Source organism: Rhodococcus jostii RHA1, from assembly GCF_000014565.1.
GTDB lineage: Bacteria > Actinomycetota > Actinomycetes > Mycobacteriales > Mycobacteriaceae > Rhodococcus_F > Rhodococcus_F jostii_A.
The window spans coordinates 1,017,074-1,033,376 of record NC_008269.1; the positions used below are offsets into that span (position 1 = coordinate 1,017,074).

Consider the following 16,303-nt stretch of genomic DNA (forward strand, 5'->3'; position numbering starts at 1 on the left):
CCTTCAGACCGCGAGGGCCGCGGCCGACTCGATGCCGTGGCGAGCCAGGAACGCGTTCGTACGTTCGGCGGTGGCGAGGATTTGCCATTGCCGGTCGGGGTGGTCGAAGTTGTGGGTGAACTCGTCGGCGACGGCCTTGTTCGCGTTCATGGCCTCGAACAGGCGCAACACGTGTTCGGCGGGAGGGGCCAGCATCAGATTGGTCCATTGGGCGGCGCCGAGAACGACATCCGCGCGGCGGCGGGCCACCCGGGTGCAGAACATCTCGTCGAATCCGAGGTCTTCGACGATGGCTTCGCCGGTGACCCAGGCAGAGTGGGAAGCGGAGTTGGCGCCTTGGCCGAGGAGGGGGTCGACGACGGTGTGCACGTCGCCGATAGCCAGGGCGAATTTGCCGCCGGGCAGTTTCGCATAGTCCTCGCGCACTGTGGGAACGAGGGCCCCCTGGAGGAGGTCGATCGACCGGTGCAGACCGAACTGGGTGTGGTCGACCCGTTCGAAGGTTTGCGGGTGGTGTCGGGCGAGTTTGTCGAGGACGGTCCGGTTGAAGGCTTGGGGGTCGTCGTCGTAGGACATTTTCGCGAGGATCTCGAGGTCGCCGCCGGGGATGTTCTCGAACAGCAGGGCGGTGAGAAACCCGTCCTCGGTGTACATCGGGATCTCGAGGAGGTCGCCATGGCCGGGGGACGTGCTGATCGTGACGCCCCTGGGATCGGACTCCGCGATTCCACGGTAGATGCCGACACTGAGGGCGCGTTGTGGTGTGTCGTAGGGACTCAGATCCGGCCGGCGAGGAAACATCGACGCAAAAGCCCCCCGGCCTGCGGCGACGACGATGAGGTCGTGTCGGGCGGCGATCGGCTCGATGTCGTCTGCCTGGAGCATCCGGACCTCGAGGTTTCCGCCGCGTTCCTGGAAGGCTTCGGACAGTTTGGGCAGGTACAGGCGGTAGTCGATGGCACTGGACCAGTTGGTGAAGTCGCCACGGAACGACATCGGCTGGTCACCGCCGAGGTAGTGGTGGTGGCAGGAGTATCCGTACTCCTCGACAGGCCAGAAATGGACGCCGAGAAGCCGTTCACGTTCGAGGGTGGGCCCGTGGTGGGCGACGCTGTTGAGCAGCCGTCCGCCGGCTATCTGGTTGGCGGTCTTGTCGGTGTAGATGGTGACGGGGATGTCATGTTGGCGCAGTTGCAGGCCCAGTTGCAGGCCGCCGATGCCGGCGCCGATGATTCCAATGTTCGGCATGATGGTCGCTCCTCGATGAAGTGTTGTACGGCAGTCGAATTCGTTCTCCTTCGAGTTCTACGATTGCAGTGTTTGCGGCCGCGGTCATGGCGTAGGCGGAACTTCGTTTGACGATGCGTGCACGACCGAGTTCGGTGCAGCCGAACCTCGCGACCGGATAGAAGCTGTTGCTGCTTTGTGGAATTCGGCTGGGCTCATAGCGAAGCGTGCTTTGAAGGCTCGGCTGAAGTGGGCGGCGTCGGGCAAGCCCCATTTGTTTCCCACTGCGCTGACCGACGGGACCGCGGTGTGACCGGACAGGTCTCGGCGGCACTGTTCGAGGCGCCGGTGTCGGATCCACCTGGCCACCGGTTCCCCGTCCGCGGAAAACAACTTGTGCAGGTATCGGGTGGAGACGTGGACCGCCGCGGCGACGAGGTCGGGATTGAGGTCCGGGTTCGAGAGGTTGGCGTCGATGAACGTTTTCGCCTGCACGAGCAGTGTCTCGTGTGGAAGCGGTTCGGGCGTACCGTTGTTCCCCGCGAGAAGGGCTGCCATCAGGTCGAGAACGGCATCGGCGAGAGTGAGTGCGGCGTTCGGGCGATTGTCGTCCACTTGGTCGACCAGGCGGACGAGGAGTGGGGAGAGCAGGCATCCCAGTTCGTCGCTTCTGCTGATCCGGCGCGCAAGGATGTCGTGGGCCATGATCGGCGGCAGGGGAAGGCGTGGGCGGGGAAACATGAATACCGCCATGTCCGTGGGCGCGGTGAAGGCCAGCGTATAGGGCTGATCGGTGTCGTAGAGAGCGAAGTCTCCCGGCCGGAGCAAGGCTTCGCGTCCGTCCTGCTCGAGAAGGCCGTCGCCGCGCAATTGAAGTCCGAGTTTGTAGTATCCGCGTTCACTGCCTGAGATCTGTTTCCTGGTGCGCCGCACGGTGTGTGCACCCGCGTCGACCCGGGAGACGATCGTCGATCCGAGTTCGGTGATGCGGAGGTGGCCGGTGAAGTCGGGTGCTGCAGCGTCTGCATCCAAAGGGACGAACGCGCGCGAGACCAGGTCGCGCCAGCAGTCGACCCGGTCCACAGGGTCGATGCCGTCGGTTCCCTGAACCCGGATATGTGAGGCTGCCGGTGCCGTAGTCATCGCATTCTCCGTTACGTCAGTCGGCGGTCGCCGTGTGTAGTCCTACGAACCGGTCCGCACGTTGATCAGTGGCCAGGAGATCCCACTGTTTGTCGGGGTGATCGAAGTTGTCCGTGAAGACGTTCGCGAGCAATCGATCACGGGAGCACGCCCGTAGCACGGCTTCCGCCCGGGGGTGCTGGTTCAGCATGAGATTGGTCCAGTTCGATGCGGCCACCAAGACCTCCTCGCGTGCGCGGGCAACCTGTTGGCAGAACAACTCGTCGTACACCGCGCTGGTGACAATGCGTTCGGCGACCACCGCGGCGCTGTAGGCGGCGATGTTGGCACCCTGACCCATGACCGGATCGACTACAACGTGTGCGTCGCCGAGGGCGAGCGCAAAAGTACCGTCGGCGATCTCGAAGTAATCCTGCCGGACGGCCGGGATCACCCCGCCTTGCAGAAGGTCGCGGCAATCGGTCAGCGCGAACTCGCCCACGTCGATCCGCTCGAAAGTGGCGGGGTGGTGCTCGCGGACAGTATCGAGAACAGTGCGGGTGAACAGGGCTTCGTCATCCGCTGCGCACAGGTCCGTCAGCGCGGCCGCCGCGGTTCCCGGCCGATTCTCGAACAACAGGGCGGTGACGCGTCCGTGCCGGCTGATGATCGGAATCTCCAACAGTTCCCCGGCGCCGGGGGCGATGCTGATGCCCACACCCTCCGGGTCGGGACGCGCGACTCCGGTATAGAGCCCGGCGCACAGACGCCGCTGGGGTGCGTCGAACGGAGATAACGTGGCGCGACGCTCGAACAGACCGCTCAGTGGACCGCGGCCCGACGCGATCACGACGAGGTCGTGCAGAACGGCGAGACTGGACAGATCGCGAGGTCCCACGGTGCGCACGCGTATCTCACCGCCGCGGTCGGCGAAGTCGGCGGCCAATGCAGGAAGGTACAGCCGGTGGTCCACAGCGCAGGACGGATGGGTGAACTCGCCACAGAAGCGGACGGGATCGGAGCCGCCGATGTAGTGGTAGTGCCGGTCGTACCCATGCTCGGCGGGTTGCCAGTGCATCACCCCGAGCGCCCGTTCCCGGGCGAGGGTCGGATGGTGGTGGACCACCGTATTCAGTAACGGCCCACCGGCAACCTCGTCGTATCCCCGCGCGACGTAGAGAGTGACGTCGAGCCCAGCGGTCCGGAGTGCGAGGCCGAGGTGCAGGGCGGCGACCCCGCCGCCGACGATGCCAATGCTCATTGCTACTCCGTGCTCTATTATCGAGTTACTAGTTCGAATACAGAACACACCTTACGTGCCTTGTGACGCACGGCACAAGACGCAGGGGTTGTCGATGTCGGGAGGCAGTCGTGGCGGTGTCGGAAGGCAAGGCGGGTGTCACCTCGCAGACCCTCGAGCGGGGCCTGGCCGCACTCGAGGTGGTGGCGCGGACGGGGCCGTGTAGTGCCACCGACGTTGCGCAGGCACTCGGCCTGCATCGTTCGATCACCTACCGCCTTCTGACCACTCTCGAGACGCGTGGGTATCTCGAGCGGGACGACGTCGGCAGGTACCAAGTTGGACTTGCCCCGGTGATGGTTGCCGCGGCCGTCCGCCGCGATCTGCGTTCGATCGCCGAACCCATCGTCCGACGAGTCGCAGAGGAACTGAATACCACTGCGTTTCTCGTGGTGCCGCAGGGTGAGGAAGCGCTCACTCTCGTGTCGATTGAACCTGTCGAAAGCCCGTCCGCGATCACCTACCGCCCCGGACTACGCCATCCTCTGACTCGCGGCGCACCAGGGCTCGCGGTTCTTGCCGCACTGCCGCCCCGGGACGAGGAACGTCCGGAAGTCACGCTCACTCGGGAACTCGGCTACGTCAGGACTACCGGCGAAGTCGTTCCCGGGCTGAGTGCCATTGCTGTGCCGGTAGTCCCGCGCCAAGGGCAGGTCGCCAGCCTGTGCGTGATGTTCATACCGGGCACGCTCGACGACAAGAGAGCGGTCGACGCGCTCGTTGCCGCCGCGGATGAACTTCACGGACAGTAGTTCGAGTTGCACCTGACCCGCTCAGCCGACACGAATTACATTGCACTGCAGTGTTAATGGTTGCTGGTATGCGGCAGTCGACCGACCTATGATGGTTCCACTCGACCGTTCCGCATGGAACATCACACTGGTCCTCCGCGCGTTCATGAGTACCGACAACAACGGAGTTCCGGCGATCATCTGGCACGACACCTACCGGCAACTCACGGGTGACCTCTGGACGCCGTAGTCGGCGCGCGACGGGCGGGGATACCCGAGCACATCATCTTCGACACCATGTGAATTACGGCAGGCCAGCTCCCGTGCCGGCCTCTTGGAGTGCTGCGCGTACGGACCCTCTTCAAACGCATCACTCCGAGGCTTGGCACCCCCAAAAGCTGGCCTACCATGCCCAAACATACTGTCTGCCTGGGATTTGCGGGAACGGTTCACGAAAGATGCTTCAGGCTCGGTCGGTGCGCTTGGTGCGCTTGGTGCCCTTGATGCGCTGGCGACGCTCGAATCGTTCACGCTGCAGATCGAGCAGGGCGGCGCTTTCCGCATCGACACGTTGGTGTCGGCGCGCTCCCGCCGCTGGTCCTGAGTGTGTGTATCGTGGCCCGTCTTCGAGTCCGTGCCGACCGTGTGCCGGCAGTCTCCAAGGACGGAGTAGGCGCGGGTGCATTTCACTATCCCCTGGATGCTATTTACTGAGGCCGAGCTCGGGTGGGCCGCCCGGCCGGTAGCCCTTCTCGAGGTCGCCGGAGGCGTGTAACCCGTTGGGGTCCTTGGTTGTCTTGCCGCTGATGAGAGCAAGACAACCAAGGACTCAGGCGGGCTCCGGCAGACCGGATTCGGGTCGTTCCTCTAGGCACTGGGACAAGAAGGACCCCAGCTGCGTGCCTGAATTTTGTTCGTTTCTCCGTTAGGCGGTGGTTGTTTCGAGGCTACTGGCGGGGTCCACCGCTATGCTGCCCAGCAAGTCCGGTGACAGTGTGACCAGGTAATGTTCTGCATCAAGGGCGGCCACGGCCCCCGATGCGGCGGCAGTAATTGCCTGGCGGTAGGTCGGGTCGGTCACGTCACCGGCGGCGAAAACGCCCGGAACAGCTGTCCGGGAGCTGCGCCCTTCAACGGCGATTGTGCCCCCGGGCGTCAGCTCCAGTTGCCCGTGGACCAGGTGGACGCGGGGGTCGTTTCCTACCGCAATGAACAGGCCCCGTACGTCCAGATTTTGCTGTACGCCGGTCTCGGTATCACGGACTGTGATGCTCTCCACTTGATCCTCGCCGTTGATGGAGACGACTTCGGAGTTCCAGACAAATTCGATCTTGTCGTTGGCGAAGGCGCGGTCCTGCATGATTTTGGATGCCCGCAGGCTGCCACGACGGTGAACGAGGTAGACCTTGTCAGCGAAGCGGGTGAGGAACAATGCCTCCTCAAGCGCCGAATCCCCGCCGCCGATGACAGCAATGGTCCGGTCGCGGAAAAAGAAGCCATCGCACGTAGCGCACCACGAAACTCCTCGACCCGACAGCCGGTCCTCATCAGCCAATCCGAGTTTCCGGTAGGCGGAACCGGCGGCAAAGATGACACTCAGTGCTTCGTGGACGGCTCCTGACCCGAGGGTGACCTTCTTCACGGGACCGGACAGGTCAACACCTGTGACGTCTTCGTAGATGATGTCGGTACCGAATTTCTCTGCCTGTGCCTGCATGTTTGACATCAGGTCCGGGCCCATAATGCCATCGGGAAATCCCGGGAAGTTCTCCACCTCGGTCGTGTTCATCAGTTCGCCGCCGGCCTCTACGGACGATGCGATGAGAAGCGGGCGCATATTGGCGCGTCCTGCGTATACGGCCGCGGTATAGCCCGCAGGGCCCGAACCGATGATAATGATCTGCCTCAAAATAATGTGCTCCTCTTCTGTCTGCTGGGCCCTGCCCGTGCCTGTGCGGTGTTAGCCGAGGCGGGTGATGACAGGGACGGGGTTGGCTAGGGTGTCGCGGATCGGTGAGGTCGCTTCCAATGCCACGATCAGGTCTTCCAGGTCCTCGCGGGAAGTGCCGGGGCTATCAATTCGGACGTCCACGGTGATCTGCTGAGCGCCCTTCCGGACGCTGTTGTCAATTCCGAGGAAACCGCTGAGATCGACGTCGAAATCCAGGGTCAGTGCGACGTGCTTCAGCGGTATGTTCCTGCCTGCAGCCAGGGATGCCAGCGTGGCGATGTAGCAGGCGGCGAGGCCTTTGAGGATGTATTCAGCGGGGCTGACAGCTGTGTCGGTACCGAGCAGGGAGACCGGTTCGTCGCTGTGCAGCGTGAACTTGCCGCGGCGCGATTCGTCGGCAGTGCCTGCCTGGGTGAGGGGTCCGGTGACGGTCTTGGCGGTCAAACCCCCGGCGGACTCGCTAAGCATGCTGAAGGTGACCTTGCCAAGCTCACGCTGCTCGGTGACGGCTGCTACCGTCGCTTCGATGGCCTCGAGGTCGGCGAAAGCCTCTGTGCTCAGGGTGTTCGTTTCGGTCATGGTGTTCCTATCGTTTGTTTGTCGGTGCGGAAATGCAGGCTTCGCACTGTTGAAACGCGATGCCAGGATGGCTGTCAGCGCTTTGGAAACGGTGGCTAGGACAGAGACTCCTGGTAGACGGGGTAGTCGGTGTAGCCTTTGGCGCCTTTGGCGCCTTCGCCGTAGAACGTGGACGTATCGGGTTCGTTGAGCGGAAGTCCGTCCTTCCAGCGGCGGGCGAGGTCGGGGTTGGCGATGGCGGGCCGGCCGACGACGACGGCGTCGGCGTGCCCGTCGGCGACAAGGGAGATTGCCTCGTCGCGGGTGGTGACGATGCCGAAGCCGCTGTTGACCAGGAAGGCCCCGCCGAACCGCGCCCGGAGATCCTGGACAAAGTCACCTGACGGGTCGTGGTGGAGCATGCTCAGGTAGGCGAGCTTGAGCGGGGCGATGCTGTCCGCGAGCACCTGGTAGGTGGCGCGCGCTGTGGCGTTGTTGGCTTCGTCCATGTCGTGCTGTTCGTTTTCGGGGGAAATGCGGATACCGACGCGGTGGGCCCCTACCGCTGCTGTTACTGCCTCGACGGTCTCGACCACGAAACGGGCGTGGTTTTCCGGGGTGCCGCCGTAGCTGTCGGTGCGGACATTGGTGCTGGGAGACAGGAATTCGTGCAGGAGGAAGCCGTTTCCGGCGTGCAGCTCAACGCCGTCGAACCCTGCTTCGATGGCGTTGAGTGAGGCAGTGACGGTCTCCTGGATAACCACCGGCAGCTCCTCGAGGGTGAGGGCGTGCGGGACCGGGTACGGCTTCTTGCCCTTTGGCGTCCGGGCTTCACCTGCCATAGCGAGGGCACTGGGCGCCACGATGCGGTGGCCGCCGGTGATGTCCTCGTGGGAGACCCGGCCGCCGTGCATGATCTGGGCGAAGATCCGGCCGCCCTCGGCGTGAACAGCGTCGGTGACTTTTTTCCAGCCGGAAATCTGGTCTGTGGTGTGGAGTCCGGGCTGGCCAGGCCATGACCGTCCCGCCGGGCCCGGGTAGGTGGCTTCGCTCACGATCAGGCCCAGGGAAGCCCGCTGGCGGTAGTGTTCGGCCATCAGGGCTCCGGGGATGCCTTCGTCTCCGGACCGGGTGCGGGTCAAGGGTGCCATCACCAGCCGGTTGGGCAGTTCAAGCTCGCCAAGGCTCATGGGGGAAAACAGCATAGATCTGGGGCCTTTCAAAGTATTGAGTGAGTCGCTGTGGGACTGGGCAGCGGGCGCAGGTAAAGACGGCCTAGGGCCACGGTGGTGTCCCCAAGGCCGTCTTCGAGCCTGAACCCTGGTTGCCGTTGAGTCAGGAAACCCCGGCCGGAGCGTGGGCGTGGTCGGCGGTTGCGGCGTCGGGTGCACCGTCGAAGAACTTCATGGCCATGAAACCGTGCGCGAAACTGCCACCAGCGCGCAGAGCCGATGCAATCATGACCGTTTCGGCCAGCTCCTCGGCGCTGGCACCCTCGGCCTTGGCTGCCTTCACGTGCGCTTCAATGCAGTACGCACACTGGGTCGTGAGGGCCACCGCGACGGCCATCAGTTCAGTGTTTTTCCGTGAAATGACCTTACTGGCGCCGTTCAGCACTTCCTGGTCAAACGCCAGAAACGACTTCACAGCGTCAGGGGCAGCGGTCCGGAGGTTGCGGAGGTAGCGGTGGTCGGTGTGCTCGTGGTAAGCCATAGTGCTTTCCTTCGTGTAGGAGGCGTATTGCAGGGTGGAAGATGCAGCCCTGGTGCCCCGGTCCTGGCTACCGGGGCCGCAGCGGCGTCAGTTGGTGGCTGCGGCGCCCAGGTAGGGGGCGAGCCGGTCTTCGAAGGCTTTCTTGGGCATGGCGCCAACGAATGAGCCGGTGACGTCACCGTTGTTGAATACCCGGAAAGCGGGAATTGAGGTGACGCCGTACTTCTGGGCGAGCTCGGGGTTCTCGTCGACGTTCACTTTGATGACGTCGACTTTGCCCGCCTGTTCTTGAGCCAGCTGGTCAAGAACGGGCCCGACGGCGCGGCACGGGGGGCACCACGGTGCCCAGAAATCGACCAGGACAGGCAGGTCGTTCTGGAGGACATCGGCTTGGAATGCGGCAGTGGTTGTTGATCGTACAGACACGGGATCCTCTTTCAACTGGTGGTTAGGGCAGGGGTTTTGCGGACCCCAGTGTTGGCCCAAGGCCACACTGGGAATGAAGGTCATGCGCCGCTGGGCGGACGGGCTCCGGGGCTGGATCCGGCGCACTAGGTCCGGGAGTTTCGCTCAAGGGCTTAGAGCTGGGTGGTACCGCCGTCGACGGCCATGTCCGTTCCGGTGATGAAGCTGCTGTCGTCGGAGGCAAGGAACAGGATCGCGGAGGCGATCTCATCCGGCCCGCCCATGCGGCCCATGGGGACTGTGCTGACAAGTGCGGAGCGAACGGCGTCGGGGTCTGAGCCGCCGGTGTAGAGCCCGTCGAGAATCGGGGTCTCGACCGGGCCGGGCTTACCGAGTTCACCCGGATACGACGCCCCATGAGTCCGGCAGCCCAGCTGCGGGCGAACGACCGCACGGCAGCCTTGCTGGCTGAGTAGGCTGGGAAATCCGGCCATCCGAGCCTGTGCCCGACCCCGGAGACCAAGACGATGGACCCGCCCTCATTGAGCAGGGGCAGCGCCTTCTGCACGGTGAAGAACGGTTCGCGGGCATTGATGGCGAACGTCTTGTCGAAGTGTTCCGGGGTGGCATCCGGCAGTGACGCGGCCTCAGCGATTCCGGCGTTGGTGACGATGACGTCGACTGAGCCGCGCTCCTGCTTCACCTGGGCCCAGAGGCGGTCAAGATCCGCCAGGTCCGCGATGTCGCCCTGCATAGCCACGGCGTCCCCGCCGATTTCGGCCTGGGCCTTCGCGAGCTCCTCTTCGCGGCGCCCGGTGATGTAAACGGTGGCACCCTCCGCGACGAACCTTTTCGCTGTCGCCAGGCCGATGCCGCTGCTGCCGCCCGTGATCACTGCCGTCTTGTTGCTCAGTTTTCCCATCGCATCGGCCCTTCTGTAGTGATCACTAAAGAACTCATGGGATGTACTGTAGTGGTTATTACAGAAAAAGCAAATGGCAGAGTTTGCTGAGACCAGGAGGGCGTGACATGCCGGGAGGCCGGAGGCGCGGATTTGATGATCAGGTGGCCCTGCAGACGGCCATGGAACTGTTTTGGCGGCAGGGATACGAGGGCACGTCCATTACTGACCTGACGAAGGCGCTGGGCATCAACCCGCCGAGCCTGTACGCCGCCTTCGGCAGTAAGCGGGACCTGTTCGAGAAGACCCTGGACCGGTACATGTGCGAGCGGACTCTCCAACTGGAGGAGGCCATGGTCCGGCCGACTGCTCACGAGGCGGTGCTGGACTTCCTGACGGGAAGAGTGGAAGTGTTCACCGCCCCGGGTCAGCCCTTCGGCTGCATGACAGTCCAAGCTGGACTGGCCTCCGGAGAGCCGCACCACGAAATAGTCGATCTCCTCACCGCCGCCCGCGAGCAGATGAGGCAGACCGTGCTGGATCGGTTCGAAAAGGCCCTCGCAGACGGCGATTTGCCGGCCGGCACCGACTGCACGGCCTTGGCGCGGTACGTCATGGCTGCGGTTTATGGGCTGAGTGTTGAAGCGGCCTCCGGGGCCCCCAGGGAGGAACTCACCGCGGCTGCGATCCTCGCCGCACAGGTGGTGCCGAGGGCTCAGATGTAGTCAGGGTGGCCCCTCTACCCAGTGCCGTGCCGATGGGCGCGGGCTTTCGCGGCGTTGCCGCGGCCTGCGGACCGGTGGCGGGGCCTCGCATCTGAGGTCACCGGCCGGTGACCCACGACAGCGCTCGGGTTCCGGCTTTCTCGTTGCCGCCCACCCGGGTTTCGGGCCGGACGGAGGGCGGGAGTGGTGCAATGAAGGTGTGTGACGAGGTGTGTCGCCTGCCATGAGCATGGGACCGGTCTGACCTAATTTCTGCCACCCTCATGGGACCACTCGGATTGCCAGTCATGGGACCACCCCGGCGCGTCGCGCCGGAGTCCCGCCGGATGACTCGTTTGATCGTCGTGTCGGTATCCCCGGTCACGAAGGCGGACGGGCATGGCGTTTCGGGAGGTCAACGTGAACGAAGTCAAGGAAGTGCTCCGCGTCTGGCTCGGAGTGCCCGGGTCCCGGACACCGGGGCTGCGCACGATCGCCGCGCACTGCGGGGTGGACCGCAAAACGGCCCGCCGGTATGTCGAGGCCGCCCAGGCCGCGGGCCTGCACCGCAGCGACGGGGCCTGGGCCCTCGACGACGGGCTGATCGGCGCGGTGATCGAGGCGGTGCGCCCGGCCCGCCCGAGCGGGCACGGGCCCGCCTGGGACCGGCTGCTGGGGTTCGAGGACCAGATCACCGCGTGGGTGGTCGGCGACGGGAACCATCCGCCGCTGACGATCACCAAGATCGAAACCCTGCTGGCCCGCCAGGGCTGCGTGGTGCCGTATCGGACGTTGCACCGATTCGCCACCGAGCGGTGCGGTTTCGGCCGCAGGGACACCACCGTTCGGATGTCGACGGCGATCCCGGCAGCGAATGCCAGATCGACTTCGGCTACCTGGGCTATCTGACCGATCCGGACACCGTTCGGCGCCGCAAGGTGCACGCGCTGATCTTCACCGCCGTGTACTCGCGGCACATGTTCGTGTGGCTGACGTACTCGCAGACCCTGGCGGCGGTGATCGCCGGCTGCGAGGCGGCGTGGACCTTCTTCGGCGGTGTCTTCAAGGTCCTCATCCCGGACAATCTGAAGGCGGTGGTCATCGAGGCGGACGCGGTCAATCCGCGGCTGTCGCAGGGCTGGTTGGACTACGCCCAGCACACCGGGTTCTACCGCCGTTCCGGCGCGGATCCGGTCGCCAAAGGATAAACCTCGGGTTGCATACTGCACCTCTTCCGGTCGGTTCGTGCGGGGTTGACGTTCTGACTGGTCAGGATCTTTTCGGCGGGCGGCCGATCGTCGGGCGGTCGGGCGGTTCGTCGGTGTCGGGTGGGGTGTAGAGGTACTCGCCCTTGTCGTTATACCGCTGGCCGCCGACAATCCCGGCCCGCCGCCAGGCCTTGATGGTGTCGTTGCAGACGCCGTGCGCGGCCGCGGTCTCGGCGAGCGTGAGCATGCCGGCTTCGCGGAGGCGTTGGCGGCGGCTGCGCAGCCGGTGGGCGCGGATGATGTGGTCGACGATGTGCCGGTGGAACGATTCGCCGGTGCTGCTGGTCAGACCACGCCGGTTAAGGATGTCGGCGATCTCGCCGGAGGTGTGGTCGTCGACAGGTCGTCGACGGCCGCGATGATGTTGGATGGGGTTTTGCGTTGCTCTCCAATGGGTTTGGGTGTCGGGAGGGTGAGGGTGGTGTGATCTCCGCCGGGGAAGCGGAAATGTGCGGTGATGGTGTCGCTGGTGCGGGTGAGGGTGACGTCGGTGAGTAGCAGTCGGGCGATGCGCTTGCGTTCACGCTGCGGGGTGTTCGAGTCGTTCCAGATTGCGGGCAGGTCGGTGACCAGTTGATTGATTCGGGCCTTCTGCGCGTCGGTCAGGTGCCCGGTGCCCTCGTGTCGGGCCTTGTCGTAGCTCTCCTGCGCCTGGTTCAGCGCGCGGAGGGCGGTGTTCCAGTCGGCCTCGAGGGTGTCGGCGACCAGCCGGTTGGCGGGGTCGACGGCCAGGTAGCGGCGGCGGGCCAGGTCGGCGAGGTAGTGGGCGCGTTCGACGTGCGCGGCGCGCAGCCGGTCGGCGTCGGCGGCCCGGTGCTCGAGCTCGGCCGAAACCTGGAGGGCCGCTTCGACGGTGAGTGGGGTGAGGGTGTCGATCAGCAGTTGCCCGATGGCCCGGTCGAGGTCCTGGCCGGGGATGGTGGCGCAGACCGGCCGGCCGTTCTCGATGCCGTCGCGTTGACACATATAGGTCGGCACCTCGGTGCCGCGGCGGTGGTGGTAGCGGACGGTCATCTTCAGCCCGCACCGGCCGCAGACGATGACGCCCTGCAGCAGCGCCGGCCCTTCGCGCGGCGGCCCGCTGCGGCGCTCGAGCCCGTGTGCGGCCGAGTTGGATTGCAGGCGTGCGAGGTTGGCGTCGAATTGGTCGAGGGTGATGTATCCGGGGTGGGCGCCGGGGAGGAAGGAGACCCACTGCTCGCGGGGCAGTTGCGCGGTGACGGTTTTGCCGCCCGGCAGCGTGTGCTGGCTGTGCCGTCCGTAGGTGAAGGCGCCGGCGTAGCGGGGATTGTGCAGCACCCGCAGCACGGCGTGGTGCGCCAACGGCTTCCAGTCGACCTCGCCCTTGCGGGGGCCTTTGAGGTGCCGCCAGGGGAACAGCAGCCCGGCGGTGCGGAACGCCTTGACCACGCGGTCGCCGATCCGGTGGCCTCGAAGGTGGTGAACAGGTACGCCAGCGCGCCGCGGACCGCGGTGTCGGGGTCGAGGATGACGTGGTGGGCTCCGTCGTAGACCAGGCCGACCGGCAGCGGCATGATCAGCTCGCCGCGGCGGGCCTTGGACAGTTGCCCGCCGCGCAGCCGGGCCTTGATGAAATGCAGTTCGGCTTCCGACATTTGGCCTTTCATGCCGAGCAGGAGGCGGTCGTTGAAGGTGCGGGGATCGTAGAGGCCGTCCTCGTCGCAGATCAGGGTGCCGGTCATCGCGCAGAGTTCGAGCAGTTGGTGCCAGTCGGCGCTGTTGCGGGCCAAGCGGGAGCATTCGAGACCGAGGACGATTCCGGCCCGGCCGAGGGAGACGTCGGCGACCAGTTGCCCGAAGCCTTCGCGGTCGGCGGCCGAGGCCCCGGACTGGCCCTGGTCGATGTCGATGACGGTGATCTGGTCGGCGGCCCAGCCGAGCGCGATCGCCTTGCCGCGCAGGTCGTATTGGCGGATGGCGGACTCGGTGTTGTGCAGGACCTGTTTGAGGCTGGACCGGCGGACGTAGAGCAGGGCCCGGCGCTGCAGGTGAGCGGCGGTCACCTTCGACGGGCCGGCGGTCGGGTGGGTGTCGGTGAACATCGGTGGGCTTCTCCTCGCGACGGTGGGGACGGGTGCGGCGGATCGGGGCCGGCGCCGGCGAGCGCGACGGCGGCGAGAACGTCGATGAGTTCGGCGGTCAGTGCGCCCGACAGCTCGGCCGGACCGCCCGCCGTCCGGCCGGGGCCGCGGGCCGAGGTGCGGTCGCAGGTCAGCCGGGTCAGGGCCCGCCGCCAGGCGGTGATGCCCCTGCCGACCAGCACGCCGAGCCCGAGCGGGAACGCGCGAGCACGTTCGTGCAGGGCGGCGTGACGGAGCTGTTCGTACCGGGTGTCGAGCGGGCCTGTGTCCCGGTCGGCGTCCGGGGACTGCGGGTCCTCCCGGTCGGCGTCCGGGGACTGCGGGTCCTCCCTCTGCTCGAAGGCGGGTGAGTCAGCGGCTTTTGGAGTGCTCCCGGATGCGGGCCACCGCTCGCTCGATGGAGCGGGGGTGCACGCGCACACCGAACCGCTGCTCGATCGGCTCGACCAGGTCGGCCGGTTTCAGTGCGGGGTCGCCGGCGAGCTGCTGCTCGGCCCAGGCCAGGATCTCGCCGGTGAGCTTGTGCCCGGCGCGGGGGCCGGGCTTGGCGGCGACCAGCCCGTCCAGTCCGCCCTCGGCCAGCGCGGCGGCCGCCTGGTAGTAGGTCTGCCGGGAGTACCCAAACGCCGCCGCGGCCGCGGTCACCGATTGGCCGTCCACCAGGACGGCTCGCACCATCTCGTACTTGACCTGCACCGCGTCCCGGGCGTCGAAGAACTCCTCGGTCAAGAACCCCGGATCGCTCACCCCCTCGGGGTGCGGGTTCAGGCTGCGGGCCTCGCGCAGCGCCGCCGTCTTGGGGTCCTCGGGTGTTGCGCGCCGGGTCATGTCGCCTCCTGAACCATGCGATCGTCAACATAATTATGACGACGATGCGCTGAAGAATCTTCGCGACACACCGAATACCATCCATTATCTGCTGTAGCACACGCCTATTTGCAATTGCTTGCTCGTGTTCGCGTCCGGATCGAAAGTTGATCGTGGCATAATTCTCTTGACGTTCACGGCGTAATCCGCCTGACTTCTTCGTCACCGTCGCGCTGCGCCCGGAGCCGGTCGATCAGATCCGCCACCGCCAGCAGTCCGTCGGTGGTGAACGCACAACGTCCGTCGGCGTCGACCACGAACGGGTCGACCGGGGCGACGTCGGTCCACCCGGCCGGCAGGGAGAACAGCTCCCCGTTCTCGTCGTGCAGGTGGACCCGGTCCTCGCCCCAGTTCTGCCGGTGCGCCACGAACTCGAAGTCCCGGCCGAACAGTGGATGGAACCGGTGTGTCACCCGCACACGCCGGTACCGATCGTCGAGATTGGGTGTAGTTGACGACGTTATGTCGGGATAATTCCGGGGTCGGGATAAGTCGAGTAATCCCGACATCGGGATTACTCGACGATTTCGCGCTTCGGCCCCTGGATGCCACCGAGACCAACGACTTCTACGAGTTGGTCGTGGAGCGCCATCGCCGCAAGGCGACGATCGTCTCCTCGAACAGGGAGCCGTCCAATCGAGTGGTTGTCGATGACCACAGATGCCCTGCTCGCGCAGTCGGCGATCGACCGGCTCACCTCCTCGGCGCACACCCTCGTCATCGAGGGCCCGTCCTACCGGCAACGCACCCGTCCGGGGTATGGCGCGGTTGACAGTTCAGAAGGCGAGGTCGATGCCGAGCAGCGCATTATCGATCTTCGTGAGCCGGAGCATGGAAGTCCAGGGAGTGTGTGATCCATGCCAATGCACTATTTTCGCAACCTCAGAAAACGGACCAGTAAGTGCGATTTCGGAGTTTTCTGCGGTGCGTACACGAATCGGTTGAAGCGACTGAGTCGCGATCGGCGCGAGCCTGCGACGGGGGTGGTACTGCCGGAACCGGCGTGTTTTGCTTCGCCACAGCAATGCCGACGGGCTTCGGAATCGAGTGATTGAGTGACAATCCCCTTCAGTCCGAACGCCGATCGTTCTGTACTGCAACATGTCCGAGAGTTCGCAGCTGTTCTGCGCAGATCGAGTATGTTCGGCGAGCTGCATTACCTACCGGTGTCGCTGACGAACCCCCTAACGATCTGTGCTGGTGTAGCGAAATGCTTGGGCGGCAGAGTTCAAACGCCGGTGTGTGACGTATAACATAGCTGAATTCGTGGAAGAAGCCTGGCGCTCGGGGGGATGTTCGGTTGCAACCCTAAGCTGAGACCCAAACCTCCAGACCTAAGTTCGGGTATGGGTGTAGGTAGTTCGGCCAATGTGCAGGTGTCGAGTCGGTCCAAGGTAGCTGGTGCGCGTCATCGACGTGGCAGTCGAGAAAAATCTGCACGTGAGAGAAGAGTT

At 65.1% G+C, this 16,303-nt stretch carries 17 protein-coding genes and 5 pseudogenes; 7 read left to right on the plus strand and 15 right to left on the minus strand.

The features are described from left to right. Nucleotides 1-3: 3 nt before the first annotated feature. The 3 genes from RHA1_RS40330 to RHA1_RS40340 all read right to left on the minus strand — a co-directional run bounded on the left by RHA1_RS40330 (nt 4) and on the right by RHA1_RS40340 (nt 3,610). Nucleotides 4-1,248, minus strand: coding sequence for a styrene monooxygenase/indole monooxygenase family protein (locus RHA1_RS40330; RefSeq protein WP_011599777.1), 1,245 nt, complete (start codon nt 1,246-1,248; stop codon nt 4-6). A gap of 84 nt (nt 1,249-1,332) precedes the next feature. Beyond that, nucleotides 1,333-2,370: an AraC-like ligand-binding domain-containing protein gene (locus tag RHA1_RS40335; protein WP_011599778.1), complete on the minus strand. Its 1,038-nt coding sequence runs from the start codon at nt 2,368-2,370 to the stop codon at nt 1,333-1,335. 16 nt (nt 2,371-2,386) lie between these two features. Beyond that, a complete protein-coding gene (locus tag RHA1_RS40340; RefSeq protein ID WP_011599779.1) occupies nt 2,387-3,610 on the minus strand; it encodes a styrene monooxygenase/indole monooxygenase family protein in 1,224 nt (407 codons plus the stop codon). 110 nt (nt 3,611-3,720) lie between these two features. On the opposite strand from RHA1_RS40340, the gene RHA1_RS40345 reads away from it, so the two are divergent. The 3 genes from RHA1_RS40345 to RHA1_RS50980 all read left to right on the plus strand — a co-directional run bounded on the left by RHA1_RS40345 (nt 3,721) and on the right by RHA1_RS50980 (nt 4,984). Then, nucleotides 3,721-4,401: an IclR family transcriptional regulator gene (locus RHA1_RS40345; protein ID WP_011599780.1), complete on the plus strand. Its 681-nt coding sequence runs from the start codon at nt 3,721-3,723 to the stop codon at nt 4,399-4,401. 91 nt (nt 4,402-4,492) lie between these two features. Next, the gene (locus RHA1_RS50975; RefSeq protein WP_167541000.1) at nt 4,493-4,630 is read left to right on the plus strand and encodes a hypothetical protein; all 138 of its coding nucleotides are present in this window, start codon (nt 4,493-4,495) and stop codon (nt 4,628-4,630) included. A 186-nt stretch (nt 4,631-4,816) separates the two neighbouring features. Further along, on the plus strand, nt 4,817-4,984 hold the full coding sequence (locus RHA1_RS50980; RefSeq protein WP_167541001.1) for a hypothetical protein: 168 nt from the start codon (nt 4,817-4,819) through the stop codon (nt 4,982-4,984). Between the two features lie 321 nt (nt 4,985-5,305). Here the strand turns inward: RHA1_RS50980 and trxB are convergent, their stop codons facing one another. The 6 genes and pseudogenes from trxB to RHA1_RS40380 all read right to left on the minus strand — a co-directional run bounded on the left by trxB (nt 5,306) and on the right by RHA1_RS40380 (nt 9,929). Next, on the minus strand, nt 5,306-6,289 hold the full coding sequence (gene trxB / locus RHA1_RS40355) for a thioredoxin-disulfide reductase (RefSeq protein WP_011599782.1): 984 nt from the start codon (nt 6,287-6,289) through the stop codon (nt 5,306-5,308). Nucleotides 6,290-6,340: 51 nt separating this feature from the next. After that, complete coding sequence (locus tag RHA1_RS40360) at nt 6,341-6,910, minus strand: OsmC family protein (RefSeq protein ID WP_011599783.1); 570 nt, start codon at nt 6,908-6,910, stop codon at nt 6,341-6,343. 95 nt (nt 6,911-7,005) lie between these two features. Then, nucleotides 7,006-8,094, minus strand: a complete 1,089-nt coding sequence (locus RHA1_RS40365; protein ID WP_011599784.1) for an alkene reductase — start codon at nt 8,092-8,094, stop codon at nt 7,006-7,008. A gap of 130 nt (nt 8,095-8,224) precedes the next feature. Next, a complete protein-coding gene (locus RHA1_RS40370) occupies nt 8,225-8,602 on the minus strand; it encodes a carboxymuconolactone decarboxylase family protein (protein WP_011599785.1) in 378 nt (125 codons plus the stop codon). Between the two features lie 87 nt (nt 8,603-8,689). Beyond that, nucleotides 8,690-9,112: a thioredoxin gene (trxA, locus tag RHA1_RS40375; protein ID WP_081437575.1), complete on the minus strand. Its 423-nt coding sequence runs from the start codon at nt 9,110-9,112 to the stop codon at nt 8,690-8,692. A 68-nt stretch (nt 9,113-9,180) separates the two neighbouring features. After that, nucleotides 9,181-9,929: pseudogene (locus RHA1_RS40380) on the minus strand (SDR family NAD(P)-dependent oxidoreductase). Between the two features lie 143 nt (nt 9,930-10,072). On the opposite strand from RHA1_RS40380, the gene RHA1_RS40385 reads away from it, so the two are divergent. Beyond that, on the plus strand, nt 10,073-10,633 hold the full coding sequence (locus tag RHA1_RS40385) for a TetR/AcrR family transcriptional regulator (protein WP_237727081.1): 561 nt from the start codon (nt 10,073-10,075) through the stop codon (nt 10,631-10,633). 378 nt (nt 10,634-11,011) lie between these two features. Further along, nucleotides 11,012-11,830: pseudogene (locus RHA1_RS40390) on the plus strand (transposase); the annotation flags it as partial. A 51-nt stretch (nt 11,831-11,881) separates the two neighbouring features. Here the strand turns inward: RHA1_RS40390 and RHA1_RS52620 are convergent. The 4 genes and pseudogenes from RHA1_RS52620 to RHA1_RS52635 form a co-directional block, all read right to left on the minus strand. After that, on the minus strand, nt 11,882-12,067 hold the full coding sequence (locus RHA1_RS52620) for a MerR family transcriptional regulator (RefSeq protein WP_011599790.1): 186 nt from the start codon (nt 12,065-12,067) through the stop codon (nt 11,882-11,884). A 98-nt stretch (nt 12,068-12,165) separates the two neighbouring features. Beyond that, the gene (locus RHA1_RS52625) at nt 12,166-12,894 is read right to left on the minus strand and encodes a hypothetical protein (RefSeq protein ID WP_011599791.1); all 729 of its coding nucleotides are present in this window, start codon (nt 12,892-12,894) and stop codon (nt 12,166-12,168) included. 159 nt (nt 12,895-13,053) lie between these two features. Next, nucleotides 13,054-13,290, minus strand: a pseudogene (locus tag RHA1_RS52630) (recombinase family protein); the annotation flags it as partial. A gap of 191 nt (nt 13,291-13,481) precedes the next feature. Further along, a pseudogene (locus RHA1_RS52635) lies at nt 13,482-13,943 on the minus strand (recombinase family protein); the annotation flags it as partial. A 2-nt stretch (nt 13,944-13,945) separates the two neighbouring features. Here RHA1_RS52635 and RHA1_RS50985 point away from each other — a divergent pair. Continuing rightward, complete coding sequence (locus RHA1_RS50985) at nt 13,946-14,332, plus strand: hypothetical protein (protein WP_041813303.1); 387 nt, start codon at nt 13,946-13,948, stop codon at nt 14,330-14,332. A 1-nt stretch (nt 14,333) separates the two neighbouring features. On the opposite strand, the gene RHA1_RS40405 is transcribed toward RHA1_RS50985, so the two are convergent. Both RHA1_RS40405 and RHA1_RS40410 read right to left on the minus strand, forming a co-directional pair. Beyond that, complete coding sequence (locus tag RHA1_RS40405; RefSeq protein WP_011599794.1) at nt 14,334-14,810, minus strand: helix-turn-helix domain-containing protein; 477 nt, start codon at nt 14,808-14,810, stop codon at nt 14,334-14,336. Between the two features lie 173 nt (nt 14,811-14,983). Continuing rightward, nucleotides 14,984-15,262 (minus strand): DUF5372 family protein, encoded by a 279-nt coding sequence (locus RHA1_RS40410; protein WP_148228495.1) that lies wholly within the window; start codon nt 15,260-15,262, stop codon nt 14,984-14,986. A gap of 101 nt (nt 15,263-15,363) precedes the next feature. Between RHA1_RS40410 and RHA1_RS50990 the strand changes: the two are divergent. Then, nucleotides 15,364-15,703 (plus strand): annotated as a pseudogene (locus RHA1_RS50990) (ATP-binding protein); the annotation flags it as partial. Nucleotides 15,704-16,303 lie beyond the last annotated feature (600 nt).

What these genes read in the sequence shown, in the direction of transcription:
- RHA1_RS40335 (WP_011599778.1), bottom strand. Translation starts at nt 2,370, where the DNA reads ATGACTACGGCACCGGCAGCCTCACATATCCGGGTTCAGGGAACCGAC.
- RHA1_RS40360 (WP_011599783.1), bottom strand. Translation starts at nt 6,910, where the DNA reads ATGACCGAAACGAACACCCTGAGCACAGAGGCTTTCGCCGACCTCGAG.
- trxA (WP_081437575.1), bottom strand. Translation starts at nt 9,112, where the DNA reads ATGACCTTCATTCCCAGTGTGGCCTTGGGCCAACACTGGGGTCCGCAA.
- RHA1_RS40340 (WP_011599779.1), bottom strand. Translation starts at nt 3,610, where the DNA reads ATGAGCATTGGCATCGTCGGCGGCGGGGTCGCCGCCCTGCACCTCGGC.
- RHA1_RS40370 (WP_011599785.1), bottom strand. Translation starts at nt 8,602, where the DNA reads ATGGCTTACCACGAGCACACCGACCACCGCTACCTCCGCAACCTCCGG.
- RHA1_RS52625 (WP_011599791.1), bottom strand. Translation starts at nt 12,894, where the DNA reads ATGACCGTCCGCTACCACCACCGCCGCGGCACCGAGGTGCCGACCTAT.
- RHA1_RS50975 (WP_167541000.1), top strand. Translation starts at nt 4,493, where the DNA reads ATGGTTCCACTCGACCGTTCCGCATGGAACATCACACTGGTCCTCCGC.
- RHA1_RS40330 (WP_011599777.1), bottom strand. Translation starts at nt 1,248, where the DNA reads ATGCCGAACATTGGAATCATCGGCGCCGGCATCGGCGGCCTGCAACTG.
- RHA1_RS52620 (WP_011599790.1), bottom strand. Translation starts at nt 12,067, where the DNA reads ATGCTCACGCTCGCCGAGACCGCGGCCGCGCACGGCGTCTGCAACGAC.
- RHA1_RS40365 (WP_011599784.1), bottom strand. Translation starts at nt 8,094, where the DNA reads ATGCTGTTTTCCCCCATGAGCCTTGGCGAGCTTGAACTGCCCAACCGG.
- RHA1_RS40405 (WP_011599794.1), bottom strand. Translation starts at nt 14,810, where the DNA reads ATGACCCGGCGCGCAACACCCGAGGACCCCAAGACGGCGGCGCTGCGC.